Source organism: Rhizobium sp. BR 249, assembly GCF_047445895.1.
GTDB lineage: Bacteria > Pseudomonadota > Alphaproteobacteria > Rhizobiales > Rhizobiaceae > Rhizobium.
The window spans coordinates 96,859-122,911 of record NZ_JARWKX010000008.1 but is presented as its reverse complement, the minus strand read 5'-3'; the positions used below and the strand labels follow the sequence as shown (position 1 = coordinate 122,911).

Below are 26,053 nucleotides of genomic sequence, written 5' to 3'. Positions count from 1 at the left end.
TGACGCTAGTGTGGAATTTATGAAACCGTGCTGAACAAAATATGAAAATCACTAAGATTTCCTTTTACTCATAAACGTTTGCGTCTCCGCGTCAGTTCCGCAAAATCCATGGTTGCGGCAGAAACACAAGACGGGAACGGCGCCGATTGACGAAGAGCGGTGGGAAACCTAACCCTACGCCGCCGATAATTCCCTAAGGAGACCCGAGATGATCGAATTTGCCGCCGCAAGCGGGCCGCGCCTGATGCTGGACGAAACATCGGTGCTGGATATCGGCGGATGCATCGTCGAAGGCGTGGATATCGCGCCGAAGCGGGCCATTCCCGACGATGGCGATCCGCGAATCGATCACTCGCTCGAAGGTTTCCTCTTCACCTGCGGGCCTGACCATATCCGCCATCGCCAGCCGATCCCCGGCCGGGCCGACGGCAAAGTCTATCCGCTGCACGGATCGGCCTCCGGCCATGCAGCCAAGGTGCTGTGGACGAAATTCGAGAACGGCAATGCCGAATGCCGCGCCGATATCGACATCGTGACCGTCGACGGACTGCCGCAGCGCATCGAGCGGCTGTGGCGGATCGACGGAGCGACCGGCGAGGTGCGGCTCGAGGACCGGGTCGTCAACACCAGCGACCAGACGGTGCCGACCTTCCTGATGTATCACATGAACACTGGCGGCAAATGGCTGGACGAGGGCACGCGCCTGGAAGGCCGGATGCTGGAGAATGGCGGCTTTCCCTGGACCTTCGGCGAAGAGCCGGGCGGCATCTTCTGCGTTCATGCGCCGGCGACGGAGGAGGGCTTTGCGGAAGTCAGGCTCGGTCCGATCGCCGCGATCGGCGGCAGGACGCTGCGCGTGCGTTTCCGCGCCGATACGCTGCCCTATCTGCAGATCTGGCGGAACCAGAAGGCGCCGGCCCATATCATCGGCATCGAGCCGGTTTCGCATCGCTGGGTGTTGCGTGACGAGCTCGAGGCGGCCGGCGAGTTCAACATGCTGGCGCCCGGCGAGAGCCGCAGCTATGCGCTGACCTTTGCCTTCGTGTAAGCGAAGTGTTGTTGACGCTTGCCGGGCTACCGTCGTAGACCTTCAGCCCACGATTTATGAGGAGACAAGACGATGGATATTCGCCAGATCGACGATGAATATTCGGTTTCGGGTCAGATCACGCTCGAAGACCTCGATGAGATCAAGGCGCTGGGCTTCAAATCGATCGTCTGCCACCGCCCCGATCATGAAAGCCCGGACCAGACGTCGTTTTCCGCCATCGAGGCGCGCGCCAAAGAGCTCGGTCTCGATATCGCCCATGTGCCTGTTGGACCGATGGGCGTGACGGAGGAAGCGGTGCAGGGCATGGTCGATGCGCTCGACGAATTCCCGCGGCCGATGCTCGGCTATTGCCGCTCCGGCGCCCGCTCGACGGCGATCTACCAGAAGACGCATCATATCCGCAGCTGAGCCCCGTTCCGGGCGCTGATTTCCCGGCGCTGCGCCTTGGCGCCGCGCCCTTTCATTCACCAAGGAGACTATAATGAGCATTAAGCGTATCGACGTCGGCGCGCGCATGAGCGGCGCCGTCATTCACGGCAACACGATCTATCTCGCAGGCCAGGTCGGCGAAGGCGAAAGCGTCACCGATCAGTGCAAGTCTGCGCTTGCCGAGGTCGACCGTCTGCTTGCCGCTTCCGGCAGCAACAAGTCGAAGATCCTGCAGACCCTCGTCTATCTCTCCGACATTGCTTATTTCGGCGAAATGAACGCAGCCTGGGAAGCCTGGATCGACCCGGCAAACCCGCCGGCCCGCGCCACCAGCGAAGCCAAGCTCGCTGCGCCGAAGTACAAGGTCGAATTCATCGTCACGGCCGCGCTCGACTAAGGTCGCACAGATTTAAGATTGCTTGAAGCCGGTGAGTCTCTCACCGGCTTTTTGTTTGCGCGATTTCCGAGAGCGTCCGGGTCGGCGTGATCGCTTCCGGATCGAGCTTCACCTCGATGATTGCCGGCTTGCCGCTCGCTCGCGCCCGCTCGAAGGCGGGGGCGAATTCCTCCGTGCTTTCCACCGTTTCGCCGTGGCCGCCATAGGCGCGGGCAAGGGCTGCGAAATCGGGATTGGTCAGATCGGTGCTGCTGACGCGGCCGGGATATTCGCGCTCCTGATGCATGCGGATCGTGCCGTACATGCCGTTGTTGACGACGATCGCGATGAGCGGCAGGTCGTAGCGGATGGCGGTGGCGAATTCCTGGCCGTGCATCAGAAAGCAGCCGTCGCCGGCAAAGCAGATGACCTCGCGCTCGGGAAAGAGCCGCTTGGCGGCCACCGCGGCCGGCAAGCCGTAACCCATCGAGCCGGAGGTCGGGGCGGCCTGCGTGTTGAAGCGGCGGAAACGATGGAAGCGATGCAGCCAGGTGGCGTAGTTGCCGGCGCCGTTGGTGAAGATCGTGTCCGGCCCGGTATTGGCTTCCAGCCATTCCATGATCGGTCCCATGTGGACGGCGCCGGGGCCGGTCGCCGGCGGCTTCGACCAGGAAAGATAGGCCTGGTGCATGCGCCGGGTGCGCTCCGCCCAGTGCGGCTCGGCCGGGGCTTCCAGATCGGCGAGTGCGGCGACGAAATCGGCAGGGGCTGCGCAGATAGGAAGATCCGGACGGTAGATGCGGCCGAGCTCGGAAGCGTCGGGATAGATATGGACCAGCGATTGCTGGGGGTAGGGGATATCGATCAGCGTGTAGGAGGAAGACGGCATTTCCGACATACGGGCGCCGAGCAGGATCAGCAGGTCGCTCTCCTTGATCTCCTTGGCCAGCGCGGGATTGATGCCGATCCCGACATCGCCGGCATAACAAGGATGGAGATGGTCGAACAGCATCTGCCGGCGGAAGGAGCAGCCGACGGGCAGTTGGAAGCGTTCGGCGAAGGCCTGGAAATCGGCAACCGCATCGGCATCCCATCGCGTGCCGCCGAGGATCACCATCGGCCGCTCGGCCTTCAGGAGACGCAGATAGAGATCGTCGATCTGCCTGCGGCCGGGATGGGCTTCGACGCTGGCGTAGCGCCTGGCGCGCGGCGCTTCCACCTCGTCGTGCAGCATGTCCTCCGGCAGCGTCAGCACGACGGGGCCGGGGCGACCCGATGTGGCAATCGCAAAAGCGCGGGTGACGAATTCGGGAATGCGGGCGGCATCGTCGATCTCGCCCACCCATTTGGCGAATTCGGTGAAGGCGCGGCGGAACTCGACCTCCTGGAAGGCCTCGCGTTCACGCGCCTCCCGCTGCACCTGGCCGATGAAGAGGATCATCGGGATCGAATCCTGCTTGGCGATGTGAAGGCCGGCGGAGGCATTGGTGGCTCCGGGGCCGCGGGTCACCATGCAGATGCCGGGTTCGCCGGTCAGCCGGCCCCAGCAATCCGCCATCATCGCCGCACCGCCTTCCTGGCGGCAGACGAGAACGTCGATATCGCTGTCGCGCAGGGCGTCGAGGACGGCGAGGAAGCTTTCTCCCGGCACACAGGAGAGGCGTTTGACGCCGTTCGCCTTCAGCGCCTCGACGATCAGTGCCCCGCCGCTCTTCTTCATGACGATGCCTTCCTCTCGCGCTCTTCGAGTTCCGCCAGAATTTCTTCGTTATGTTCGCCGAGGCGCGGGCTCGGCCTGACATAGTGCAACGGCGTCTCGGACAGAACGATCGGCGTCCGGACGCCTGGGATGATCGTGCCGGCGGCATCGGCAAGATCGATGCGCAGGCCGCGGGACTGCACCTGCGGATCGGCGAACATCTCTTCGATCGTGTTGATCGCGCCAGCGGGAACCGCATTCTCCTCGCAGGCCTTCAGGAGATCCGCCTTCTGCCATTTCAGCGTCTCGGTGGAGATGAGGCGGCGCACCTCGCCGCGATTGGCGACGCGGGCCTTGTTGGTGGAAAAACGCTCGTCATCGGCGATCGTCTCCAGGCCGAGGATGGTGGTGAGGCGACGGAACTGGCCATCGTTTCCGACGGCGAGGATGAGATAACCGTCGGCTGCCGGCACGACCTCATAGGGCGAGATATTGGGATGGGCGTTGCCGAGGCGGGTGGGTGCGGCGCCGGAGATCAGATAGTTCATGTTCTGATTGGCGAGCACGGCCGACTGCACGTCGAGCAGGGACATGTCGATCAACTGGCCTTCGCCCGATTTCAGCGCGTGGATCAGCGCGGCCTCGATCGCCGAGACGGCATAGATGCCGGTGAAGATATCGGCGATCGCCACCCCCGCTTTCATCGGCTGGCCGCCCGGCTCGCCTGTGATCGACATGAAGCCGGACATGCCCTGGACGATGTAGTCGTAGCCGGCGAGGCTGGCATAGGGGCCGGTCTGGCCGAAGCCGGTGATCGAGCAATAGACGAGCTTCGGGTTCACCCTCCGCAGACTGTCGTAATCGAGCCCGTATTTGACGAGGCCGCCGAGCTTGAAATTCTCGATCACCACATCGGCGGTGGCGACGAGGCGGCGGACGAGATCCTGACCCTCCTCGCTCTTCAGGTCGGCGGTGATGGAGCGCTTGCCGCGATTGGCGGCGTGGTAATAGGCGGCCGAGAGGTTTTCGCCGTCCGCCCTTTCGACGAAGGGCGGCCCCCATTGGCGCGTATCGTCGCCGCCGTCGGGATTTTCGACCTTGATGACATCGGCGCCGAGATCGGCAAGCATCTGTCCCGCCCAGGGGCCGGCGAGCACGCGGGCAAGCTCGATCACCCTGATGCCAGCGAGCGGCGGCTTTTTGGTCGTGGTCTCCGTCATGTTCCTCCCGGCAATCTCTACGGCGCCAGCGTCACCTCAGATGTATCGGATACGGGCTTTGAAGCAAAGCGGCGCTCGCGCCACAGGATATAGAGGCCCGACGCCATGATGATAGCGATGCCGAGCCATTTGATCGCATCCGGGAAGTCGCCGAAAACCAGCCAGGCGAAGATCGTCGCCGAGACGATCTCGAAATATTGCAGCGGCGCCAGCGTCGAGGCCGGGGCGGCGCGATAGGCATAGACGCCAAAGATGCCGGCGATCGCGGCCATGGCGCCGACGCCGGCGACGTAGAACCAGGCGCTGCCCACGGGCATGACGGGGTCGAAGAGATCGGAGCCGCTTCCGTTGCCGATAAAAAGCAGGAGCGCGCAAAAGATGAGACCCCAGATGCCCATCTGGAACTGCATCGCCCAGGGATCTTCCCTATGCGAGAGGACGCGGGTCATCAGGACGAAGATTGCGATGCAGAGTGCGCTGACGACGGGCAGGAGCGCGATGTAGCCGACCTCCTCGAAACTCGGCTGGATGATCAGCATCGCCCCGAAGAAGCCGACGCCGCAGGCCGTATAGCGCCGCCAGCCGATGGTTTCCTTCAGGAAAATGCCGCCGAGGATCGTCACCATGATCGGCTCGACGAAGAAGATCGCAATCGCGTCGGCGACCGCCATGTATTTCAGCGTGGTGACGAAAGAGATCATCGAGATGGTGATGATCGCGCCGCGGATGGCATGGAACAGGCTTTGGCGCCAGGAGAAATCGGCAAAACTGCGCCGCCATATCACGATCGGCAGCATGCAGAGCGCCTGCACGACGAAGCGGCCGGCAGTGACCTCGGCGGAGGGGACGGTGACGACGGCAAGCTTGGCGAAAATATCGATGAGCGGCGAGAACATCACCGAAAGAAACATCAGCGCGAGTCCCGTCGTCACCTCGGAGGTGGACGAAGCGGGGCGGGCGGTCGTGCTGCTCATGATGGAATCCCTATTGCTCAGGATTTGGCCGTTTGCGATCCGGCGACGGTTTCGTCGCACCAGTCCGCGAAAGCTGCGGTTGCAGCCTCCGCGCCGATCTCGTTCAGCGTTTCGTGCCGCATATCCTGATATATCACGGTGCTGATACGGGAGAAGCCGTGGCCTTTCAAATGGTTTGACAACCAGAGAATGGCTTTTCCACGTTCCGTTGCCGGGTCCTCTCCGCCGCCGACGAGATGGATCGGCATGTCGCGCGCCAGCCGGTCGAGGCGGACCTTCTGCGGGGCGCGGAAGGTCAGCTCGAAGACGTCGAGCCAGAGGGAGACCGAGGCGTCGAAGCCGCAGAGCGGATCGGCGACATATTTGTCGACTTCATGGGGAAGACGCGACAGCCAGTCGAACTCGGTGCGGCGGCCGGGAATCGATTTGCCCCAGGCGCCGAAGGTGAGTTTCGGCAGAAGTCCGCTCGGCACGTCGGAGCCCTTCAGCATGCGCTCGGCCAGCAGGATTGCCTGGGCGGCGCGGCCGGCAAGCCCGACGGCGAAATTCGAGTTCCAGACGGCGACGGCGTCGAAGTCGCCCGGAGCCGTGACCGCGGCATTGAGGGCAATGAGGCCGCCCATCGAATGGCCGAAGAGGATCACCGGCAGGCCCGGATGACGGGAGGTTGCGTGGGCGCGCATGGCGATGACGTCGCCGATCACCCTTTCGACGCCGCCGCGCCGGGCGAAGCGGCCGATCGGCGCGTCGGGCGCCGTCGTCTCGCCATGACCGCGATGATCATGGGCGTAGACGTGATAGCCGCGCGCCGTCATCGTCTCGGCAAAGACGCGGTAGCGCTTCGAATGTTCGGCGAGCCCGTGCGATATCAACAGGATGCCGCGCGCCGGCGCGGCAGCCTCGGCATGGTGATAGGCGAGCGACGCCTCCGGCAAGGCCAGCCTTTGCGTATCTGAAAACATGCAGATCCTCCCTGTCGCAAGAGACCAGATCGGCCAGTAAATGCAACATCAGCGTTTGATTTATCCGATAACAATTTTACGACCTTGCTGCGATTCAGGGTTGCGGGCTTTCATGCTTCGTGCTTATTTGTTCCTGTATTGTTCTTTTGGGGGTTGAAATGATCAGCATGCAGTTGCGTTCCCTGGCGTTTGCCGTGTCGATGGTTCTTGCCGGCGCCGCCACGGCGCAGGAGGGCGGCGGGCGCACCCGCTTCATTCTGGCTGCGAGCTGGCAGCCCGCCTTCTGCCAGACCAACCAGAAGAAAGCCGAATGTGCGAGCCAGACAGGTGAGCGTCCTGATGCGACGAACTTCTCGCTGCACGGGCTCTGGCCGATGAAGCAGGATTACTGCGGCGTGAGCGACGACCAGAAAAGCGTGGACAAGGACGGCGACTGGAACAAACTGCCGGCGGTGACGCTGGCGTCCGAGACTCAAGCCGCGCTCGCAAAAGCGATGCCCGGCACGCAATCCGGCCTGGACCGGCATGAATGGGTCAAGCACGGTACCTGCACGAAGATGAGTGCGGAAGATTATTTCGGCGTCAGCATGCATCTGCTGACCGCGCTCAATGCCTCGGCGGTGCGCGATCTCTTTGCCGCCAATATCGGCAAGACCGTCAAGGCCGAGGCGATCAAGGCGGCTTTCGACAAGAGCTTCGGGCCTGGGGCCGGCGACCGCGTCAAGATGAGCTGCCGCCGGGCCGGCAATGTCAGGGTGATCAGCGAGCTGACGATCGGGCTTTCCCAGGACGCGGGGACGGCATCGGCAAAAACCGCGGCCCTCGGCGATCTCATCCAGGGAGCGGGAAAAACCTCGTTCGGCTGCAATGAGGGCGTCGTCGACGCTGCGGGCTTCTGACCGGAAATCCTGCCTAAACCGGGTTTCGGCGTTGCCCGCAGGCGCTGTTTCGCCTACATAGCGGCACAATCGAAGTTTCCCGCCCGGAGCAGCGCAGTATGGCACGTCAGTTCATCTACCACATGTCCGGCCTCAACAAGGCCTACGGCAACAAGAAGATCCTGGAGAATATCCACCTTTCCTTCTACCCCGATGCCAAGATCGGCATCCTCGGCCCGAACGGCGCCGGTAAATCCACCGTGCTGCGCATCATTGCCGGCCAGGACAAGGAATATACCGGCGAAGCCTGGCTCGCCGAGGGTGCCACGGTCGGCTATCTCGAGCAGGAGCCGAAACTCGATCCGAACAAGACCGTGTTCGAGAACGTCATGGAAGGCGTTGCCTCCAAGACGGCCATCGTCGATCGCTACAACGAACTGATGATGAACTATTCCGACGAGACGGCGGAAGAGGGCGCCAAGCTCCAGGACATCATCGACAGCCAGAACCTCTGGGATCTGGAAAGCCAGGTCGAGATGGCGATGGAAGCCCTGCGCTGCCCGCCGCGCGACGCCGAAGTCACCAGCCTTTCCGGTGGTGAGCGCCGCCGTATCGCGCTCTGCCGCCTGCTGCTGTCGCAGCCGGACCTGCTGCTGCTCGACGAACCGACCAACCATCTGGACGCCGAAACCATCGCCTGGCTCGAAAAGCATCTGCGCGACTATCCCGGCGCCGTGATGATGATTACCCACGACCGCTACTTCCTGGATAACGTCACCGGCTGGATCCTGGAACTCGACCGCGGCCGCGGCATCCCCTACGAAGGCAACTACTCCGCCTACCTGCAGGCCAAGGCCAAGCGCATGCTGCAGGAAAACCGCGAAGAAGCATCCCGCCAGAAGGCGATCACCCGCGAGCAGGAATGGATCGCTTCCAGCCCGAAGGCCCGCCAGGCAAAGTCCAAGGCGCGTATCAAGTCCTACGAGCAGCTGGTCGAGGCCGCCGAAAAGCAGCGTCCCGGCGACGCGCAGATCATCATCCCGGTCAGCGAGCGTCTCGGCCAGGTGGTCATCGAGCTGGAAGGCATCACCAAGGGCTTCGAGGGCCGCACGCTGATCAACGACCTGTCGATCAAGCTGCCGCCGGGCGGCATCGTCGGCATCATCGGCCCGAACGGCGCCGGCAAGACGACCCTGTTCAAGATGATCACCGGCCAGGAAAAGCCGGATAGCGGTTCGGTCCGCATCGGCGAGACCGTGCATCTCGGTTATGTCGACCAGAGCCGCGACGCGCTGGCCGCCGACAAGACGGTCTGGGAGGAAATCTCCGGCGGCGCCGAAATCATCAAGCTCGGCAAGTTCGACATGAACTCGCGTGCCTATTGCGGCGCCTTCAACTTCAAGGGCGGCGACCAGCAGCAGAAGGTCGGCAATCTCTCGGGCGGCCAGCGCAACCGCGTGCACCTCGCCAAGATGCTGAAGGCGGGCGGCAACGTTCTGCTGCTCGACGAACCGACCAACGACCTCGATACGGAAACGCTGGGCGCTCTTGAAAACGCGCTCGAGAATTTCGCCGGCTGCGCCATTATCATCAGCCACGACCGCATGTTCCTCGACCGTCTGGCAACGCACATCCTGGCGTTCGAAGGCGAGGGCCATGTCGAATGGTTCGAAGGCAACTTCGAGGATTACGAGCAGGACAAGGTCCGCCGCCTCGGCCCGGATGCGCTCAACCCGGGCAGCCAGGCCCATAAGCGCCTGACACGCTGATCAGCGACTTTTCGCCTTGTAAGCCCCGGTTCAGCCGGGGCTTTGACAACTGGTGAAGCCGCCAACTTCTCTTTCGTCATGCTCGGGCTTGTGCCCCAAGCATCTGCCTCCGGTCGATAGGGCAGCAGATCCTCGGCACAAGGCGCCGAGGATGACGTCAAGTGAAGAACGAGATTTGTCAACAAACCGAGGCCCGGTTTGTTCGGGCTTTTTCGTATAATCGTGTCGTGCTCCGAACCTGATTCAATCGACGCGCCTAAATCTTTGTTTTTTATCCATATTATCCTCCCAAAAGCGCTGACCGCTTCTGGGTCGCACCCAATTTTGCCTGTCGCAATTTGAGCAGGCAATTTCGCGGAGAGTGCGAATTGCCGCTTGCCACCGCTTTTCAAATCACATAAAGATATCTTTATATCTTGATTGGGCCGATGATGAGCGAACCTTTGAAGCTGGGACTGGATGGGCTGGTGGACGTCTTGAAGGCGGCCGGCGAACCTACGCGCCTGCGTCTTCTGGCGCTTCTCGATGGCGGCGACCTGACGGTGACCGATCTTACCGAAATCCTCGGTCAATCCCAACCGCGTATCTCCCGCCACCTGAAGCTGCTCGGCGAAGCCGAACTGATCGAACGCTATCAGGAGGGCGCCTGGGCCTATTTCCGGCTCAAGCAGGACGGCAAGGCGGCCATGCTGGTGCGGGCATTGCTGAGACATGTCTCCGAGAACGATCCGACCATCCTTCGCGACGGCGAGCGGCTTTCGCAGGTCAAGCGGCAGCGGGCCGAGCGGGCGCAGGCCTATTTCAGCCGCAACGCCGCGGAATGGGACGAGCTTCGCCGCCTGCATGCGGCCGATGAGGAGGTCGATGCCGCCGTCATCCGGCTGCTCGGCAACCAGCCGATCGATTCACTGCTGGATCTCGGCACCGGCACCGGCCGCATCCTGGAGCTCCTGTCCGGGCTTTATCGCCGGGCTATCGGCGTCGATGCCAGCCGCGATATGCTGAGCGTGGCGCGCGCCAATCTCGACAAATCACGCATCACCAAGGCGACGGTCCGCCACGCCGATATCCTGAACCTTCCGTTCGAGGGGCAGGATTTCGACCTGGTGACGATCCATCAGGTGCTGCATTTCTTCGACCAGCCGGAGATTGCGATCGCGGAAGCGGCGCGCATGCTCCGGCCGGGCGGGCGGCTCGTGGTCATCGACCTCGCACCGCACACGCTCGAATATCTCCGCGACGAACATGCCCATGTCCGTCTCGGCTTTTCGCACCAGGCGATGTCCGACTGGCTGCGCAAGGCCGGGCTCGACGTCGAGCAGGTCGTCGATCTTCATCCGGGTCAGCAGGGCGGGCAGGGGCTGACGGTCACCGTCTGGCTCGCGCGCGATCCGAGGCGTCTCATGGCTTCGCAGACGAGCGAAGACGCCGAACCTACATTTGCCGGGAGAGTATGACATGGCTTTGAAAAACGAAGCACGCGGGCGCAACTTCGGGATCTCCTTCGAATTCTTTCCGCCGAAATCGGAAGAGATGGAAGGGCAGCTCTGGGACACCGTCGCCAAGCTGCAGGATTGGGAGCCGGATTTCGTGTCGGTGACCTATGGCGCCGGCGGCACCACCAAGGCGCCGACGCTGTCGGCCGTCACGCGCTTCCTGTCGCAGACGCCGCTCGCCACCGCCTCGCATCTCACCTGCGTCGGTGCGACGAAGGAAGAAACGCATCATATGATCGATACGTTCCGCAAGGTCGGCGTGAAGCATTTCGTGGCGTTGCGCGGTGACGCACCCGGCGGCGCCGGCGCGCCCTATCAGCCGCATCCCGGCGGTTACGCCAATGCGGCGGAACTGGTGGCCGGCCTCAAGTCGATCGCCGATTTCGAGATTTCGGTCTCCGCCTATCCGGAAAAGCACCCGGAAAGCCGCGATACCGCCGCCGATATCGACATGCTGAAGCGCAAGGCCGACAACGGCGCCGACCGCGCGCTGACGCAATTCTTCTTCGACAACGACAATTTCGAGCGCTACCTGGAGCGGGTGCGCGCCGCCGGCATCTCGATCCCGATCGTGCCCGGCATCATGCCGATCCAGAACCTGACGCAGCTGAAGCGTTTCGCCGGCGCTTGCGGCACCGTCATCCCCGCCTTCCTCGACGAACGCTTCGCGGGCTTCGACGACAAGCCCGAGGAACGGGCGAAGGTTGCGGCCGACGTCGCGGCTGAGCAGATCGAGGATCTCGTCCGGCGCGGCCTCGACGAGTTCCATCTCTACACGATGAACCGTGCGCCGCTGGTTTCCGCCGTGCTCGACAATCTCGGCTTCTCCCGCCGGTCGCCGAAGAGCGCGGGTGCTGCCGCCTGATCGTTTCAGACGTTCAAAAGTGAAAAAGCGCATGTCGGGCGGGACATGCGCTTTTTCTTTGGCGGATTGATCAGGGGAGTTTAGGCACTATCAGCGTTCCGCATCCGTCATCCCGGCTCAAATGAAGAGCATGGATAAGACGAAAGCAAACGCTGCACTGACCAACAGAACATTCAAGGATTGCGTGAGTCCCATGTCTGTCTCCTCGCGTTAACCGCCTGATATTATGTCTGAAATATGTCGGTTGGGAAGCGGATTCTATGCTGCGCTGCCGAAATGGCCGGTGGATAAGTCGAGCATCGTTTTCCCAAGTCATTGAGATGAAACGATAATTTAAGGAAAATTTTTCTTCACACATTTTAACACGGCGTTAAATCAGGCGATCGTGGATTCATCTATGCGCCCAAAACATGGCGAGCCCGCAACAGGTTGAAAACATAGGAAAACTGCAACCTGGCCGTCAGGCAGGCTTCACCAGCAGGCGATAGGCGCGGCCATCAAGGATGACGAGGCCGAAACCGATCAGCGCCATGCCGGCGAATTCGGCGAGGCTGAGCCTTTCACCGAGGAAGAGCACGCCGAGAAGGATGGCGCCCGGCGGTACCAGCAGGGTGACGAGCGAAGCGTTGGTGGCGCCGGCCATTGCCATGATCCTGAAATAGAGAATGTAGGCGAAGGCGGTCGACAGCAGCGCCAGCGCCAGGATGGCAAGCAGCGCATCCAGCGGCGGCGCAGCCAGTGTCCAGGGGCGATCGGCCAGCAGCGACAGCGGCAGCGCGACCAGCGAGGAAGCGGTCAACTGGCCGGCGGCCGTGACGGGGGCGGGGACGCCCTTGAAGCGTTTGCCGTAAGTGGCGGCGAAACCGTAGGAGACGGCGGCGAGCACCGGCAGCAGCAGCGCCCAGAGCGGGGCTTCGCTGCCGCCGGAGATGCCGGGGCCGATCAGCACGATCGTTCCGGCGAGGCCGACGAGGCAGCCGGCGATCTTGGCCGAAGACAGCTTTTCGTCCGAGGTGAGGTAATTGGCGATGAGCACGGTCCAGATCGGCGTCGTCGCGTTCAGGATCGCCGCAAGACCGGCGCCGATGCGGGTCTGGCCGAAGAAGATCAAGGCATGCGGCAGGACATTGTTGATGATGCCGAGGATCAGGAACTCGCGCCAGCGGTCACTGAGGATCGAATAGATGTCGAGACGGCCGGCGATATAGACATGCAGGGCGAGCGCTGCGAGCAGCAGCCGGAGGAAGACGAGCGTCAGCGGCGGCACGTGCTCAACGGCGATGCGGGCAAAGAAAAAGGAGCCGCCCCAGATCAGGCCGAGCAGGACCAGCAGTCCCCAGGTCCAGGCATTCATTCTGCTGTCCAAGCCGCGTCCTCCATAGCAAACCGAATCGCTGCCGAAACGGCATCGATTCTTCAATGGAAGTCTTAGCTGAGGCGGCGCATGGCGCCACCCGTTTCTTGCAAAGCGGGTGGCGGCAAGCTGTCAGCAGTGATCAGAGGGCATTGAGGAGGGCGGGCGTCGCCCAGCCGTCGGCCGGCATGCCCAAGCGCTGCTGTTCCTTCTGGATCGCGACGCGTGTGCCGGAGCCGAGGATGCCGTCGATCTCGCCGACATCATGGCCAAGCGAATCCAGCTTCGTCTGCAGTTGTTTCATCTGGTCGTTGGAAAGGCCCTGCTCGGGTACGCCCTTGAGATAGGTCGGGGCGCCGGAAAGGCGGGTTCCGAAATAGGCGGCCGACGTCGTGTAGATGAACGACTTGTTCCATTCGAGATAGATCTTGAAATTCGGATAGGCGATGAAGGCCGGTCCCATGCGGCCCTGCGGCAGCACGAGGTCGCCTTCGAGATCGCCGAAGGCGGTGTTGCCGTCGCGCGGCTTGACGCCGAGCGCGAACCATTCGGCGGCCTTCATCGTGCCGCCAAGGCCGGATTTCTCGAAGGGCAGGCTGTCGGGCAGGGTGACTTCCTGCAGCCAGGGCTGGCCGCGCTCGAAGCCGAGATGCTGGATGAATTTCGCCGCCGTCAGGATGGCGTCCGGGCCGCTCTGTTTCAGGCGGACATGGCCGTCGCCGTCGCCATCCATGCCATAGGCGATGATGTCGCGCGGCAGCATCTGGACCTGGCCGATCTCGCCGGCCCAGGCGCCGGTGTTGGTGGCGGGGTCGAGATCGCCGTGCTGGACCATCTCGATGAGGGCGATCAGCTGCGGGCGGAAGAGTTCCGGGCGGCGGCAGTCGTGCGACAGCGTCACCAGGGCGTTGCGGGTGTTGAAATCGCCCTGGACGGCGCCGAAATCGGTTTCCATCGCCCAGAAGGCGGTGATGACGCCGGAGGGAACGCCGAATTCCTGCTCGGCGCGGGCAAAGACGTCGGCATATTGCTTCATCTTCTGGCGGCCGATGTCGAGGCGGGCCTGGCTGACGGTGCGCTGGGAGAATTCGAGGAAGGTCTGCTTGAAGACGCCCTGGGCGCGATCCCGGCTCAGAACCTTGGGATCGATTTCAGCGCCGGCCAGCGCCTCGTCGGCGGCTGCGGCGCTGACGCCTGCGGCGACCGCATCGGCCTTGACGCCCTGGAGGAAGGCGGAGAGATCGCCGCCGCAGGGTGCCGCCGGGGCTGAGGCCGCGGGCGCCTGCTGGGCGGCTGCGCCGCCTGCGAGAGCGAGGGCAAACAGGAGGGCGAGTGCAGAGCGGCTTGCGAGCGAGCGGTGCATGAATGCTGTCCTTATAGCAAATGGATGCCCGTCGCTTTCACAGAGGAATGTGACGGAAGCAAGAAAGATTGGAAGACGTTACTAAGAATTTCTATCCTTGGAAACGGCCGCGACCCAATTGTTCCAGTTCTTTGCGCTGCCGGCAAAGACATTGATGTCGGTCGGTCCCTTGATGCCGGGAATAACGCCGGTCGAGGTATATTGCCAGAAGGCCCAGCGGCGGTCGGAATAGGTCACTTCCGGGTGTTTTGCCACCGAGCGGACCCAGAAATGATAATCCTGGAAATAGCCGGCGAGATTTTCGCGATGGAAATCGACCGAGGTGTAGATGATCGGGCGCTTGCCGTAATAGGCTTCCAGGCGGTTCATGAAACGCTGCATTTCCGAGCGCACCGTTTCCGGGTCGGGACGATAGCGGCAGGTTTTCGATTCGGCGTTCCACTCGACATCGAGCACCGGCGGCAGGCGCATCGCCTCCTTCGGCACGTTGCGGATGAACCAGTCGGCCTGCTCGTCGGCCGAGGAGCAGAAATAATAGAAATGATAGGGGGCGTGCGGGATGCCCGCGGCGCGCGCCTCGCGCCAATATTCGTCGAAGCGGGGATCGACCCTGTCCTTGCCTTCCGTCGCCTTGATGAAGGCGAAGGCGACGCCGGAATTCCGCACCGTGCTCCAGTCGATATCGCCCTGCCATTTGGAGATGTCGATGCCGTGGATGGCGTTCTGCTGCGGATGCTTCGGGCCGAAATCCTGCGGATCGGTGTCCTGAAAGCGGGTTTTCGGCTTTATCGATGCGGTTTCGAGATAGTCTTGACCGGAGGAGGAGCAGCCGGCCAGCATGATGGCCAGAGGCAGAACGCAAAACAAAAGCCGGCGCATGGGTATCCCGTCGTGAACCGAATGATCTCTTTGCCCCACAGCCTGACCTTCGAGAAAAACGAGTCCAGCAGAGGAATAACCCTCTTTTCACCATATCAACGTAAAAAATCGGTTAGTTTCAAGCGAATTATGAGCGCTTGCTGATAATAGCTGCCCGCCAGGCATAACCGCCCCCGACGGTTTCGAATACCAGGCGCGCATTATGCTCATCGGCCTGGGCTTCCAGAACCTCGCGCAGGTCGCGGCGCGGGGTGACGTGGAACTTCGCAAGCCAGGACTGCAGCATGCGGCGGAACCAGCGCGGCAGGCCCTCCTGCTGGCCGAAATCGACGATGTGCAGCTGGCCGCCGGGATTGAGCGCGGCGATCGACGCATCGACGGCGCGCTCCCAGTCCGGGATCATCGACAGGGCATAGGAGATCAGGATGCGGTCGAAGCCGCTGACGCCGAATTCGCGCGGTGTGAACGCCGTGGCGTCGGCGACGCGGAATTCCGGGATGGTCGCCTTGGTGGCGAAGGTCTTGCGGGCCGAGATCAGCATTTCCTGGGAAATGTCGAGGCCGAACAGCTTGGCGCCCGGAAAATGCTTATGAGCCAAAGCCATGTTGCGCCCGGTGCCGCAGCCGACTTCGAGCAGGGTGCCACCATCCGGAACGTCGAGATTGCGGATCGTGCTGTCGCGACCGAGGAGGTAATATTTGCGGGTGAGGTCGTAGATATGGCGCTGGTAGCGGTACATGCCATCCATCAGGCTGGCATGGTTATCGCTCTTTCCCACCGTCTCGGCGCCGACCTCGCTCACGCTTTCTTCCCGTAAATGTGGAAGCCGCCGTAGATCGCCGAGCGATCGAGCGCCGTCAGTTCGCGCGACTTCTCCTCGAAATAATCCCACTGGTCGCGGATCGAGACAGACAGGCGGCCTTCGATGATGCTCTTTTCGGCGGCGGTACGGAAGATCACGCGCGCGCCTTCGCGCGCCGTGCGGGTGATTTCCCGCCAGACGTCATTCAGCTGTCCGTCGGTCATCCAGTCCTGCGCGTCGAGCAGGATGTAGCGATCGCGCGAGGAAGCCGGCTCGCGGGCCAGAAGCTCGGTGAAGCTTGCATGGTGAACGTTGACGCGGTCGACATTGGCGCGGATCACCTCATAGTGCTCCGGCTTCAGATAGGTCGGCAGCGGGCCTTCCTCCGCGGTGGCATAACGGCGGCCGAAGGCCTGCCAGGCGAAATAATTGTCGCGCATCGGGAAATGACAGGCGAGCTTTTCCAGGCGATGCTTCAAGACCGGCGCGATCGAATGATCGTCGGCAAGGCTTGCCAGCTCGTCATATTGCTGCGGCGGAATGCCGAGGCCGAAGAGCGAGCTCTTGCGGCCGGTGATCCAGCGCACGACCGGCTTTTCGAACAGCGGCGCGATCTGCTCGTCGAAGAACTGGCGCTGCTCGCGGATCGAACGGGTCTTGGTCATTTCGCGCAGCTTGACGCCGTGCAGGCGGGCCAGAAGATGGGCAGCGCCGATGAAGCGGCCGAGCAGACCGGTTTCATAGATGTTGCGGTCGAAGACGGTGACGCGGCGGCGGCCGAACTTGCGGCCGTTCCAATAGCTGCGGGTCGCCTCGTCCAGCCTTTCGGCGAGATGCCGGTCGAAGGCGCGGCTGTTCGATTTCTCGTTCGGCATCGCCAGGAAGCGGACGAGATCGGTGTGATCGGGCAGATGCTTGAAGGCGGCGAGCTTCAGCTTGTTCAGCGCGATATGGTGCGGGTTGAGATCGACGACGTCGATCGAGGCCGGCGCCTTGGAGAGATAGGCGAGCATGTTGCAGCCGCCGGAGCCGATGGTGACGATGCGATGATTGGGCTTCAGCTCCATCGCCTGCATGTCGAGATCCGGATCCTCCCAGATCTGCGGATAGACGAGGCCGGAGAAGAGAAGACCGAAGAGGCGCTCGGAGAAACCATCCTTCGAAAAAGCCTTGTGGCGGAGAAGGGCGTCCTTGAGTTTCCGGTTCTTGCGGAAGCCGGCATCCGGTGCAAATTCTGACATGAGTCTGTCACCTTTTTAGCGTTCAGGGCGTGTAGCGCGCCACTGCTACAGTTTGATGACGCGGCCTGTGGGCGCCGCTCTTCGGATACATCGCCCTCCCGGTGAAGTGATCGGCATGACGGGCCTTCTTCGCGCCGCCCCCTTTCGCGCCGGCGCGATTCCTGCTTCTCTCCCGGCATGGAGGAATGCCATGCGATCTGTCCTGCGTATCCTGAAGGCGTTTGCTCTCCTTCTCGTTCTCCTCGTCATCGCCGGCGCCGGCTGGCTCTTCGTCCGGCCGCCGGAACTCCTGCGCGTCGGTGACGGTTACGCCGCCAAGATCGTCTGCTCCAATGTCTTCATCGCCGGCCGGGACGCGGACGATGTGCTTCAGGACGACGTCCAGGCGCCCGCAAATCCGCTGCTGCGGCTCATGCGCGTCAGCGTCGACCGAGACAACGACCGCGTGACGGCGCGCTTCATGGGGCTGTTCGCGCCGAGTTACGCGCTCTATCGCAGCGGTCTCGGCTGCACGAGCGTACCGGACGGCGATTTCGAGGCGGCGGCGCATGCCGTGCCCTTCGATGCGCCGGCCAGGATGCAGGCGAGCGACGCGGTGTGGCCGGATGGGGAGGGCGCCGGTGATCAGCCGGACGGGAAGATCGCCGCGCTCCTGGCCGACGCCAAGCTTGCCGGTCCGGCGATGCGGGCGATCGTGGTGGTGCGCGACGGCCGCATCGTCGCCGAAGCCTATGGTCCGGGATTTTCGGCGAAGACGCCGCTGGTCGGCTGGTCGATGACGAAGACGGTGAATGCGGCAATCCTCGGCCGGCTGATGCTCGACGGCAAGATCTCCTTCGACGACGATCATCTGCTGGCGCAGTGGAAGGACGATGCGCGTGGGAACATCAAGGTTTCCGACCTGCTCGGCATGGAGAGCGGCCTTGCCTTCAACGAGGATTATGGCGACGTCGCCGATGTGACGCGCATGCTTTACCTCGATCCCGACATGGTATCGCTGCCGGCCAATGCGCCGATGGAGGCGGCGCCCGGTAAACGGTTCCGCTATTCGAGCGGCACGGCGGTGCTCTTGTCGCGCATCTGGATGGACAGGGTCGGCAACGCTCAGGCGGCCTTTGCCTATCCGCACGACGCGCTGTTTGCGCCGCTCGGCATGACGAGCGCCGTGTTCGAACTCGATGCGCGCGGCACCTTCGCCGGAAGCTCTTATCTCTATGCGACGGCGCATGACTGGGCGCGCTTCGGGCAGTTCCTGCTGCAGGACGGCGTGTGGAACGGCCGGCGGCTGTTGCCGGAGGGTTTCGTCGGCGCCATGCGCACGCCGACAGCAGCCTCGAACGGCCGGTATACGCAGGGCCAGGCCTGGCTCGCTCCCGGCGGCGGCTCGAGCGCCGCCTTCGGGCTGCCGGAGGATACGTTCTGGCTGAGCGGGCATGACGGGCAGAGCATGGCGATCGTGCCTTCCGCCAATCTGGTTATCGTCAGGCTCGGGCTGACGCCGAGCTGGCTCGACTATCAGCCGCAGCCGCTTCTCAAGGCGATCCTGGCGGCCTCGCCGCCATCGGGGGCGCCGCAGCAGCAGGCCGGATCGCAACAACGGACGCAAGCGCAGCCATAGGCCGGCGCTTCCGCTTCAACGTATTTCAATCGTGGCTGTCAGTAATTGCCTTGGGCGATGTCGTTCATGCCCTTGCGCTTGGCGTCGTAATAATAGCCGCGCGCATAAAGGCGGACGGCGTCGTCTTCCCTGTTGTCGGAGACGAGCCAGGCGCCGCGCAGATATTTCGCGGCATATTTGATGTTGGTCTCGGCGTCGAAGAGGCCGCCGGGCGCACCGTCATAGCCCATGGACTTGGCGGTGTTGTATTTGATCTGCATGAGGCCGAAATAGCCGCGCTTGTTATAGGCCTTCGGATTGTAACGGCTCTCGCGATGGACGATGCGATGGAGCAGCGTCTCGGGAATTTCGTAGATCTTCGAATATTTCTGGATGAGCTTGGTAACGAAGCTCTTCTCGACGGTCGGCGCATCGTCCTTGTCGTCGTCGCTGAACATCGGGGGAGCCGTGGGCGGATCGATCGGCCCGGATTCGTCGAAGCCGTAATCCATGGAGCGCGGCGTGGTGTCGACTGCGGCAAGCGCTGCAAGCGCGCTGTTCTGCGGCGTGGCGGCAAAGGCAAGCTGCGTTGCCGGCTGCGCCGGCGCACCCGGGCGCGGCGTCGGCACGACCGACTGGATCGCCGTCATCTCCGGCGTCAGCGGGATCTGCGCATAGGCTGCCGGCTGTATGCCGGCCTGCATGGTGAGATCGGCTGGCTGGGATGCGGTCACCGCCGGCATCGCCGTTGCGGTGAGCGACGGGCCTGTCTGGGGAAGCATGGCGCCTGCGATTGCCTGGCCGGCCGCGCCTTCTGCGGTCGGGACCGCGGCAAGCATCGCGTCTTCGCCCGGCTTCGGTGTCGGCACCACGGTCTGGGCAGCTGTCAGTTCGGCCTGAGAGGTGTATTCGACGCTCGTGCAGCCGGTGATCACGCCGCAGCAGAGCACCGTGGAAACGACAAGACCGCGTTTCAGGCCGGACAATCCGATCGCTACCATTCCGTCACTTTCGTGAAATCGCGCCGCCCCGGCAGCGTTATAAAAGTTACTAAAAAGCTTAAACCCGACGACCCCATTAACCTATTCGTTGCATTCCGGCAACCACGGATTATTTCCAAGCTGCAACAGCGCGATACCTGGCTTTTTAAGCCGCAATACGGCGATACCCGGCCGTTACGGCGCCTGCAGCGATCAGCAGGGTGCCGCCGGTGCGGTTTACCGCGCGCTGGACGCTCGCCTTGCGAATCAGTCCGCGAGCGGAATGGGCGAGAAATGCGTAGGTGGCGGCGTTGAGGATCGCCAGCACGAGGAAGGTCGCTTCCATGATCGCCATCTGCCCGAAGAAGGGCAGGGCGGGATTGAGGAACTGCGGCACGAAGGCGACGAAGAAGACGATGCTCTTCGGATTGAGGGCGGTGACGACATAGGCGTGGAGGAAGATCTTGAGCGATTTTTCCTCGGGCAGATTGTCGTTGTCGGCGACGGGCTCGCCGATCACGGGAGCCCGCCAGAGCTTGATTCCCAGCCAGATCAGGTAGGCGCCGCCGATCCACTTCAAGACGGTGAAGAGGGTGGCGGAGGCGGCCAGCACCGCACCGAGACCGAAGAGGGACGCGGTCATCGCGGTGAAGTCGCCGAGCGCCACGCCGCTGACCGTCGCAAGCGCCGTCCGGCGGCCATGGCCGAGCGCATAGGAGACGACGAGCAGTATCGTCGGCCCCGGTATGGCCAGCATGATGGCAGATGCGGCCGCAAAAGCGATCCAGGCTTCAAGCGACATGGTGTCTCCTCCTATTCCTCAGGAAGAAGCAAAGACATCATATTAACGATCCGTCAATCACGCTTCTTTGTATTTCTGGCCTATATTGTCCATGACTTCGGCAAACCATGCCGTAGACAGGTCAAAAGCCTTGCCGCCCTTGATGCGCGGGAATTCTATAGTGCGCAATTTACCATTCTGCGCTTCATCGTGGCCGGTGACGCCGGAGACTTTATTGAGCGCGCTTTCGACGGCGAGATCGACCATGCTCTGGATCAGCCTGAGGTCGTCGGCGTTGGCAGGCGCGGAGCGGGCGAAATAGCCCGACTTCTGCACGAGGGAGCGCTCGGCGTTCAGGAGGCTGGCGAACTGCTTCTGGAACCAGGCGCCGACATTGATCGTATCGATCTTCACATGGCCGAAGGCGTCGCGCTTGACGGTTTCGCCGGCGGCTTCCCGCTCGGCGACGATGGCGTCGAGGCAGGCGCCTTCAGACACGAAGACGGTGGCGTGGCCGGTGCGGTCCATAATGTCCTTCAGGCGGGCGGCCTCGGCGTCGAGGTCGAAGGCCATTTCGGGCAGGTAGACTGCGTCGATGCTCTTCAGATGCGCGTCCATCATCAGGCCGTCGACATACTGATTGCGGCTGGTGCGCTGGAGATAGGCGCGGGCGGTGGCCGCCGTCAGCCAGCCGCAATGGCGGCCCATGACCTCGTGGATGACGAGGGTGCGGGGTGCTGCCGTCTGCTCGTTGCTGACATTGTCGAAGAAATGCGCGCCGACTTCGGCGGCCGTCCAGGCGCCGAGCGACTGGCGGATCGGCACGACGTCGTTGTCGACGGTTTTCGGCAGGCCGACGACGGTGAGATTGTAGCCGTTGGCGGCGAGATAGGCGGCAAGGTCGGCGGCGGTGGTGTTGGTATCGTCGCCGCCGATCGTGTGGAGAATGGTGATGCCGTCATCGGCAAGGCGCTCGGCGGCGACCCGGAGCGGGTTGTCGCCTTCCTTGACCAGGCCGCGCTTGACGCAGTCGGCGGCGTTGGTGAGCTTGACGCGGCTGTTGCCGATCGGCGAGCCGCCGTAGCGGTGCAGGAGCGGCGCCTTTTCGCGCATGTCGCGGGTGATCTCGATACGGTCGCCGAGCAGCACGCCCTGGTAGCCGGACTTGTAGGCGACGATATCGATCTCGGGCGCGACGTCGCTGTAACGTTCGATGAGGCCGCCGACGGCGGAGGAAAGACAGGGCGCCAGGCCTCCGGCGGTCAGCATTGCGACTTTCTGTTTGGCCATGATCCCTCCTATGGTGTTCAGTGCGGCAGCGTTAGCTAACGCATGGATGCGGCAGGGAAAGGGCCCTGTAAAGTAAAGAATTTACGAAAAATGCGCCTTTCTGCCGGGTTGAACGGCAAAGGTGGCGCGAAGCGTCGATATAATCGTTTCAAGCGCGATCTGCTCATCGGGAACAGTTTGTGGAAATCGGCGGTTAGGCGTTGAGGGAGGATTGGTGCGGGCAATCCTCTCCCGGACGATCGGGCGAAACGGATCGAGCGCCTGCTGCGCTGCAATAATTACCGAATCGTGAAAACTGTTTTCGATCCTACGACCAATAGCCGCCTTGCAAAGGCTACGATTCTTTGGTCAAGCTGATTGCTCATACTTGACAAGCGTGCGAGAGATTTTCGATGTCCTTCTGGGAAAAACTGTTGAATGCCATTGGCAATACCGCGGGCAATGCGCTCTCCGCGGTGGTCGAGGCTATCCGGACGGTTTTCGAAGGCGATCCCGAGACCCGGCGCAAGGTGGCTTTCTCCGTGGCGATCATCGCGCTTTCGGCCAAGATGGCCAAGGCCGACGGCATCGTCAGCGAGAAGGAGGTCGAAGCCTTCCGCGAAATCTTCGAATTTCCCGAGGATCAGGCGAAGAACGTCGCCCGGCTCTATAATCTCGCCCGCCAGGACGTCGCCGGCTATGAAGCCTATGCCGAGCGGCTCTCGACGCTCTGCGTCACTTGCGCGGCCAATTGCCCGGTGCTGGAAGACGTACTTGACGGTCTCTTCCACATCGCCAAGGCCGATGGGCTGATCCACGAGAAGGAACTGAACTTCCTCAGCCATATCGCCGAGATCTTCCAGATGAGCGAGACCCGCTTCGAGCAGATCGCCGCCCGCCACGTCTCGTCCGGCGGCGACCCTTATAAGGTGCTCGGCGTTTCGCCCTCCGACGATTTCCCGACGATCCGCCGCCGCTACCGCGGCCTCGTCAGCGAACATCACCCCGACCGGCTGGTCTCGCGCGGGGTGCCGAAGGAGTTCCATGTGATCGCCAACGAACGCATGGCGGCGCTGAACGCGGCCTATGCGGCGATCGAGAAGGAACGCCGCGCCGCATGACCTCTTTCGAGGCCGATTACCGAGGCGCTTGCGTGCGGCCGTCGCCCAATCACGGCGAGCGGACGGACGGGCGCCGTCCCGACATGATCCTGCTGCACTATACCGGCATGCCGACGGCGGACGGCGCGCTCGATTGGCTCTGTCGGGACGAAAGCCAGGTTTCCAGCCATTATTTCGTGCATGAGAATGGCGAGGTGGTCCAGCTCGTACCGGAGGCGCGCCGCGCCTGGCATGCGGGCAAAAGCAGCTGGCAGGGCGAGAGCGATATCAATTCGCTGTCGATCGGCATCGAAATCGCCAATCCCGGCCATCCCGGCGGCCTTCCCGACTATCCGAAAGAGCAGATCGCAGCGGTGATCGAATTGTGTCGCGACTGTGTCAAACGTTGGTCGATCGCGCCGGAAAGAGTGCTCGGGCATTCCGATGTCGCGCCGATTCGCAAGGTCGATCCGGGCGAAAAATTCCCCTGGGCCGAGCTTCACCGGGCGGGTGTGGGCCATTGGGTCGAGCCGGCAACGATCACTGGCGGGCGCTTCTTTCAGCGCGGCGACGCCGGCCAGCCGGTGGAGGCGCTGCAGTCGATGCTGTCGCTTTATGGTTACGGCACTGAAATTACGGGGGAATTCTCCGAAAAGACGGCCGGTGACGTGGAAGCTTTCCAGCGCCATTTCCGGCCCGAGCGGGTGGACGGGATCGCCGATTTTTCGACGATCGACACGCTGCACCGGCTGCTGTCGACGCTGCCGCGTTATTCCTGATTCTCGGCAATTACTGAAACGCCGAATTTCGCATTGCAGCGCGAAATTCGGCCTGCCACATCATTTCCCTATTATCTCCTCATTGCGATGGTCTAAGAACGTCCGCCAAGCGGTGCTCGGGGTTGTTTTCGAGTTAAACCACGGGCGATATGTGAAACGATAAGAATTACCGTGAATACCAATCGTTCCTTGATCTGGTATTCATTATGACAGCGAGGCGCGCCGTCCGGAAATTCTTTGGGTCGGAGTGTTCAAGACTACATGAGAAAACTGATTGTTGTTGCTGCAACATGCGTTGGCATGGTGCTGGCGGGGAATAGCTTTGCGTTTGCGAATGATTGGGGTGTGCGGGCCGATGCGCCGGTGAAGAAAGTCGAGCGTCCTTCGAAGAAGGCAGAACGTCCGTTGAAGAAAGCGGAACGTTCGGTCAAGCCGGCGAAGCGTCCGCTCAAGACGGCGGAACGCCCGCTGAAGACGGTCGAGCGCCAGAGCGGTTATCCCGTCGCCAATGTTTCCGGCAATTCCTATTCCGCCCTGATCAGCAAATATGCGAACGAATATGCTGTACCGGTTGCGCTTGCGACCGCGGTCATCCGCGTCGAAAGCAATTTCAATCCGAATGCACGCGGCAGCCACGGTGAAATCGGCCTGATGCAGATAAAGCCTGCAACGGCCCGCATGATGGGTTATTCCGGCAGCGCCAAGGGCCTGTTCGATCCGGAAACCAACATCAAGTACGGCATGAAATATCTGGCTGCTGCCCATGATCTCGGTGGTGGAGAGACGTGCAATACCATCCTCAAGTATAACGCCGGCCATGGCGCAACGCGCATGAACCCGGTGTCGAAGACCTATTGCGGCAAGGTCCTGGCAATGCTCGACTGAGCCGCCGAGCGGACGGGAGGAAAATCCTCCACCGCTATTTTTGCGATATGAATCGGGACGCGCGCCGTGATATCCCACCTCGAAACGAGGTGGGCCACCTCGAGATGAGGTGAGGTATGGCAGTCGATTTCAGGTTCATCGTCATCGGGCGCGGCATGATGGGAGCCGCGGCGGCGCGGCATCTCTCCTCCATGGCCGACGATATCGCGCTGATCGGCCCGCGGGAGCCCGAGGAGCGCAAGGCCCATCACGGCGTCTTTGCCAGCCACTACGACGAAGCACGTATTACACGCACCTTCGACGGCAATCTCGCCTGGGGAACCTTCGCCGCGCGGGCGCTCTCGCGCTACCGCGAGATCGAGGCGAAGAGCGGCATTTCCTTCTTTTCGGAAGTCGGCTGCCTCTTCGCCGGCCCGCCGCTTAAGGATGAGCAGGACTTTCTTCTAAGGGCGCTGACCGTCAGCGGGACACTCGGTAGCGATATCGAGATCGTCGCGCCTGCGGACCTCGGCCGGCGTTTTCCTTATCTGAGTGTCGGCCCTGATTTCAGCGGGTATTTCGAGCGCAGGCGCGCCGGGCACATCAATCCGCGGGCGCTGGTGCGCGCGCAAGCCAAGCTCGCCGAACAGGCTGGCGTTTCGCTGATCGAAGCGACCGCGACATCGGTGCGCGACGCGGGCTCCCATGTCGAGGTGACGGCCGGCGACAGAAACTACAGCGCCGAGCGCGTGCTGGTCGCGGCCGGCGCTTTCAGCAATTTCCATGCCCTGCTGCCGCGTCCCGTCGATTTGAGAGTCATGGCGCGTACCGTTGTCTTCTACGAAATCGGCGAGCGCGAGATGACTGTTTTCGGCGACATGCCGTCGACCATCGTGCTCGGCGACCGGGAGGAAGATCACATCTATATCCTGCCGCCGGTGCATTATCCCGACGGCAAGACTTATCTGAAGCTCGGCGGGGATACCGAGGCGCTTTCCTTCAGCCGGCTGGAGGATGCCGGCGCGTGGTTTCGCTCCGACGGCAGTACGGCCGAGCGCGATCATCTCTCACGCATTGCCCTGCAACTGATGCCGGAGCTTGCCGGCTGCCCGGTCACCTCGGCTCCGTGCGCGGCGAATTTCACCCCGACCGGCTATCCCTATGTGGGATTCACCCAGTCGCCGCGCATCGCGGTGCTGACCGGCGGCAATTTCGTCGCGGCCAAATCCTCCGACGAACTCGGGCGTCTCGGCGCCGTGCTTCTTAAGAAGGGACAGCTCGGGGACGAGGATTTCGGGCGCGAGCTGACGCCGGTTTTCGCTTGA

24 protein-coding genes are annotated in these 26,053 nt (G+C 62.5%); 12 read left to right on the top strand and 12 right to left on the bottom strand.

Features of this window, described 5'->3' with window-relative positions; all coding sequences use genetic code 11:
- The first annotated feature begins 208 nt into the window (after window positions 1–208).
- From QD408_RS10040 to QD408_RS10030, 3 genes are all read left to right on the top strand, one after another.
- Window positions 209–1,048, top strand: a complete 840-nt coding sequence (locus QD408_RS10040; protein WP_414139199.1) for an aldose 1-epimerase family protein — start codon at window positions 209–211, stop codon at window positions 1,046–1,048.
- Window positions 1,049–1,120: 72 nt separating this feature from the next.
- Window positions 1,121–1,459, top strand: a complete 339-nt coding sequence (locus QD408_RS10035) for a TIGR01244 family sulfur transferase (RefSeq protein ID WP_088681306.1) — start codon at window positions 1,121–1,123, stop codon at window positions 1,457–1,459.
- A gap of 73 nt (window positions 1,460–1,532) precedes the next feature.
- Entirely contained in the window at window positions 1,533–1,877 is a 345-nt protein-coding gene (locus tag QD408_RS10030) for a RidA family protein (RefSeq protein WP_088681307.1), read from the top strand.
- A 40-nt stretch (window positions 1,878–1,917) separates the two neighbouring features.
- On the opposite strand, the gene QD408_RS10025 is transcribed toward QD408_RS10030, so the two are convergent.
- Genes QD408_RS10025 through QD408_RS10010 form a run of 4 tightly spaced genes read right to left on the bottom strand, consistent with a single transcriptional unit; the run spans window position 1,918 to window position 6,711 of the window.
- Window positions 1,918–3,576 (bottom strand): thiamine pyrophosphate-binding protein, encoded by a 1,659-nt coding sequence (locus QD408_RS10025; RefSeq protein WP_414139198.1) that lies wholly within the window; start codon window positions 3,574–3,576, stop codon window positions 1,918–1,920.
- The gene (locus tag QD408_RS10020; RefSeq protein WP_414139197.1) at window positions 3,573–4,775 is read right to left on the bottom strand and encodes a CaiB/BaiF CoA transferase family protein; all 1,203 of its coding nucleotides are present in this window, start codon (window positions 4,773–4,775) and stop codon (window positions 3,573–3,575) included. The genes QD408_RS10025 and QD408_RS10020 overlap by 4 nt, the downstream gene beginning before the upstream one ends.
- Window positions 4,776–4,792: 17 nt before the next feature.
- Window positions 4,793–5,749, bottom strand: a complete 957-nt coding sequence (locus QD408_RS10015) for a DMT family transporter (RefSeq protein WP_414139196.1) — start codon at window positions 5,747–5,749, stop codon at window positions 4,793–4,795.
- A gap of 17 nt (window positions 5,750–5,766) precedes the next feature.
- Entirely contained in the window at window positions 5,767–6,711 is a 945-nt protein-coding gene (locus QD408_RS10010; RefSeq protein WP_414139195.1) for an alpha/beta fold hydrolase, read from the bottom strand.
- A 158-nt stretch (window positions 6,712–6,869) separates the two neighbouring features.
- Here QD408_RS10010 and QD408_RS10005 point away from each other — a divergent pair, with 158 nt between their 5' ends.
- From QD408_RS10005 to metF, 4 genes are all read left to right on the top strand, one after another.
- Window positions 6,870–7,610, top strand: a complete 741-nt coding sequence (locus tag QD408_RS10005) for a ribonuclease T2 family protein (RefSeq protein ID WP_088673213.1) — start codon at window positions 6,870–6,872, stop codon at window positions 7,608–7,610.
- 98 nt (window positions 7,611–7,708) lie between these two features.
- A complete protein-coding gene (ettA, locus tag QD408_RS10000) occupies window positions 7,709–9,358 on the top strand; it encodes an energy-dependent translational throttle protein EttA (protein WP_414139194.1) in 1,650 nt (549 codons plus the stop codon).
- Between the two features lie 431 nt (window positions 9,359–9,789).
- Window positions 9,790–10,815 carry an ArsR/SmtB family transcription factor gene (locus QD408_RS09995; protein ID WP_414139193.1) on the top strand — a complete coding sequence of 342 codons (1,026 nt, stop codon included), beginning with the start codon at window positions 9,790–9,792 and terminating at the stop codon, window positions 10,813–10,815.
- 1 nt (window position 10,816) lies between these two features.
- Window positions 10,817–11,719 carry a methylenetetrahydrofolate reductase [NAD(P)H] gene (gene metF / locus QD408_RS09990; RefSeq protein ID WP_088681314.1) on the top strand — a complete coding sequence of 301 codons (903 nt, stop codon included), beginning with the start codon at window positions 10,817–10,819 and terminating at the stop codon, window positions 11,717–11,719.
- 460 nt (window positions 11,720–12,179) lie between these two features.
- On the opposite strand, the gene QD408_RS09985 is transcribed toward metF, so the two are convergent.
- The 5 genes from QD408_RS09985 to QD408_RS09965 all read right to left on the bottom strand — a co-directional run bounded on the left by QD408_RS09985 (window position 12,180) and on the right by QD408_RS09965 (window position 17,358).
- A complete protein-coding gene (locus QD408_RS09985; protein WP_088681315.1) occupies window positions 12,180–13,085 on the bottom strand; it encodes a DMT family transporter in 906 nt (301 codons plus the stop codon).
- 130 nt (window positions 13,086–13,215) lie between these two features.
- Entirely contained in the window at window positions 13,216–14,436 is a 1,221-nt protein-coding gene (locus QD408_RS09980) for a lytic murein transglycosylase (RefSeq protein WP_414139192.1), read from the bottom strand.
- A gap of 81 nt (window positions 14,437–14,517) precedes the next feature.
- Window positions 14,518–15,315 carry a GH25 family lysozyme gene (locus QD408_RS09975; RefSeq protein ID WP_414139191.1) on the bottom strand — a complete coding sequence of 266 codons (798 nt, stop codon included), beginning with the start codon at window positions 15,313–15,315 and terminating at the stop codon, window positions 14,518–14,520.
- Between the two features lie 127 nt (window positions 15,316–15,442).
- Window positions 15,443–16,117 carry a class I SAM-dependent methyltransferase gene (locus QD408_RS09970; RefSeq protein ID WP_414139190.1) on the bottom strand — a complete coding sequence of 225 codons (675 nt, stop codon included), beginning with the start codon at window positions 16,115–16,117 and terminating at the stop codon, window positions 15,443–15,445.
- Entirely contained in the window at window positions 16,114–17,358 is a 1,245-nt protein-coding gene (locus tag QD408_RS09965; protein ID WP_414139189.1) for a DUF3419 family protein, read from the bottom strand. Before QD408_RS09965 ends, QD408_RS09970 begins: the two co-directional genes overlap by 4 nt.
- A gap of 190 nt (window positions 17,359–17,548) precedes the next feature.
- On the opposite strand from QD408_RS09965, the gene QD408_RS09960 reads away from it, so the two are divergent.
- A complete protein-coding gene (locus QD408_RS09960; protein ID WP_414139188.1) occupies window positions 17,549–18,976 on the top strand; it encodes a serine hydrolase domain-containing protein in 1,428 nt (475 codons plus the stop codon).
- Window positions 18,977–19,014: 38 nt separating this feature from the next.
- Here the strand turns inward: QD408_RS09960 and QD408_RS09955 are convergent, their stop codons facing one another.
- The 3 genes from QD408_RS09955 to QD408_RS09945 all read right to left on the bottom strand — a co-directional run bounded on the left by QD408_RS09955 (window position 19,015) and on the right by QD408_RS09945 (window position 22,006).
- Window positions 19,015–19,956: a transglycosylase SLT domain-containing protein gene (locus QD408_RS09955; protein WP_414139187.1), complete on the bottom strand. Its 942-nt coding sequence runs from the start codon at window positions 19,954–19,956 to the stop codon at window positions 19,015–19,017.
- Window positions 19,957–20,101: 145 nt separating this feature from the next.
- Complete coding sequence (locus QD408_RS09950) at window positions 20,102–20,737, bottom strand: LysE family translocator (RefSeq protein ID WP_088681322.1); 636 nt, start codon at window positions 20,735–20,737, stop codon at window positions 20,102–20,104.
- 57 nt (window positions 20,738–20,794) lie between these two features.
- A complete protein-coding gene (locus QD408_RS09945; RefSeq protein ID WP_414139186.1) occupies window positions 20,795–22,006 on the bottom strand; it encodes a pyrophosphate--fructose-6-phosphate 1-phosphotransferase in 1,212 nt (403 codons plus the stop codon).
- A 392-nt stretch (window positions 22,007–22,398) separates the two neighbouring features.
- Between QD408_RS09945 and QD408_RS09940 the strand changes: the two genes are divergently transcribed.
- The 4 genes from QD408_RS09940 to QD408_RS09925 all read left to right on the top strand — a co-directional run bounded on the left by QD408_RS09940 (window position 22,399) and on the right by QD408_RS09925 (window position 26,053).
- Window positions 22,399–23,106: a J domain-containing protein gene (locus tag QD408_RS09940; protein WP_088681324.1), complete on the top strand. Its 708-nt coding sequence runs from the start codon at window positions 22,399–22,401 to the stop codon at window positions 23,104–23,106.
- Window positions 23,103–23,864, top strand: a complete 762-nt coding sequence (locus QD408_RS09935) for an N-acetylmuramoyl-L-alanine amidase (protein ID WP_414139185.1) — start codon at window positions 23,103–23,105, stop codon at window positions 23,862–23,864. Before QD408_RS09940 ends, QD408_RS09935 begins: the two co-directional genes overlap by 4 nt.
- A gap of 261 nt (window positions 23,865–24,125) precedes the next feature.
- On the top strand, window positions 24,126–24,749 hold the full coding sequence (locus QD408_RS09930) for a lytic transglycosylase domain-containing protein (RefSeq protein WP_414139184.1): 624 nt from the start codon (window positions 24,126–24,128) through the stop codon (window positions 24,747–24,749).
- A gap of 116 nt (window positions 24,750–24,865) precedes the next feature.
- The gene (locus QD408_RS09925) at window positions 24,866–26,053 is read left to right on the top strand and encodes an NAD(P)/FAD-dependent oxidoreductase (protein WP_414139183.1); all 1,188 of its coding nucleotides are present in this window, start codon (window positions 24,866–24,868) and stop codon (window positions 26,051–26,053) included.

Excerpts from the sequence above, each read along its gene's own strand:
- QD408_RS10040 (WP_414139199.1), top strand. The coding sequence starts at position 209 with ATGATCGAATTTGCCGCCGCAAGCGGGCCGCGCCTGATGCTGGACGAA.
- QD408_RS10035 (WP_088681306.1), top strand. The coding sequence starts at position 1,121 with ATGGATATTCGCCAGATCGACGATGAATATTCGGTTTCGGGTCAGATC.
- QD408_RS10030 (WP_088681307.1), top strand. The coding sequence starts at position 1,533 with ATGAGCATTAAGCGTATCGACGTCGGCGCGCGCATGAGCGGCGCCGTC.
- QD408_RS10025 (WP_414139198.1), bottom strand. The coding sequence starts at position 3,576 with ATGAAGAAGAGCGGCGGGGCACTGATCGTCGAGGCGCTGAAGGCGAAC.
- QD408_RS10020 (WP_414139197.1), bottom strand. The coding sequence starts at position 4,775 with ATGACGGAGACCACGACCAAAAAGCCGCCGCTCGCTGGCATCAGGGTG.
- QD408_RS10015 (WP_414139196.1), bottom strand. The coding sequence starts at position 5,749 with ATGAGCAGCACGACCGCCCGCCCCGCTTCGTCCACCTCCGAGGTGACG.
- QD408_RS10010 (WP_414139195.1), bottom strand. The coding sequence starts at position 6,711 with ATGTTTTCAGATACGCAAAGGCTGGCCTTGCCGGAGGCGTCGCTCGCC.
- QD408_RS10005 (WP_088673213.1), top strand. The coding sequence starts at position 6,870 with ATGATCAGCATGCAGTTGCGTTCCCTGGCGTTTGCCGTGTCGATGGTT.
- ettA (WP_414139194.1), top strand. The coding sequence starts at position 7,709 with ATGGCACGTCAGTTCATCTACCACATGTCCGGCCTCAACAAGGCCTAC.
- QD408_RS09995 (WP_414139193.1), top strand. The coding sequence starts at position 9,790 with ATGAGCGAACCTTTGAAGCTGGGACTGGATGGGCTGGTGGACGTCTTG.
- metF (WP_088681314.1), top strand. The coding sequence starts at position 10,817 with ATGGCTTTGAAAAACGAAGCACGCGGGCGCAACTTCGGGATCTCCTTC.
- QD408_RS09980 (WP_414139192.1), bottom strand. The coding sequence starts at position 14,436 with ATGCACCGCTCGCTCGCAAGCCGCTCTGCACTCGCCCTCCTGTTTGCC.
- QD408_RS09975 (WP_414139191.1), bottom strand. The coding sequence starts at position 15,315 with ATGCGCCGGCTTTTGTTTTGCGTTCTGCCTCTGGCCATCATGCTGGCC.
- QD408_RS09965 (WP_414139189.1), bottom strand. The coding sequence starts at position 17,358 with ATGTCAGAATTTGCACCGGATGCCGGCTTCCGCAAGAACCGGAAACTC.
- QD408_RS09960 (WP_414139188.1), top strand. The coding sequence starts at position 17,549 with ATGCGATCTGTCCTGCGTATCCTGAAGGCGTTTGCTCTCCTTCTCGTT.
- QD408_RS09955 (WP_414139187.1), bottom strand. The coding sequence starts at position 19,956 with ATGGTAGCGATCGGATTGTCCGGCCTGAAACGCGGTCTTGTCGTTTCC.
- QD408_RS09950 (WP_088681322.1), bottom strand. The coding sequence starts at position 20,737 with ATGTCGCTTGAAGCCTGGATCGCTTTTGCGGCCGCATCTGCCATCATG.
- QD408_RS09945 (WP_414139186.1), bottom strand. The coding sequence starts at position 22,006 with ATGGCCAAACAGAAAGTCGCAATGCTGACCGCCGGAGGCCTGGCGCCC.
- QD408_RS09940 (WP_088681324.1), top strand. The coding sequence starts at position 22,399 with ATGTCCTTCTGGGAAAAACTGTTGAATGCCATTGGCAATACCGCGGGC.
- QD408_RS09935 (WP_414139185.1), top strand. The coding sequence starts at position 23,103 with ATGACCTCTTTCGAGGCCGATTACCGAGGCGCTTGCGTGCGGCCGTCG.
- QD408_RS09930 (WP_414139184.1), top strand. The coding sequence starts at position 24,126 with ATGAGAAAACTGATTGTTGTTGCTGCAACATGCGTTGGCATGGTGCTG.
- QD408_RS09925 (WP_414139183.1), top strand. The coding sequence starts at position 24,866 with ATGGCAGTCGATTTCAGGTTCATCGTCATCGGGCGCGGCATGATGGGA.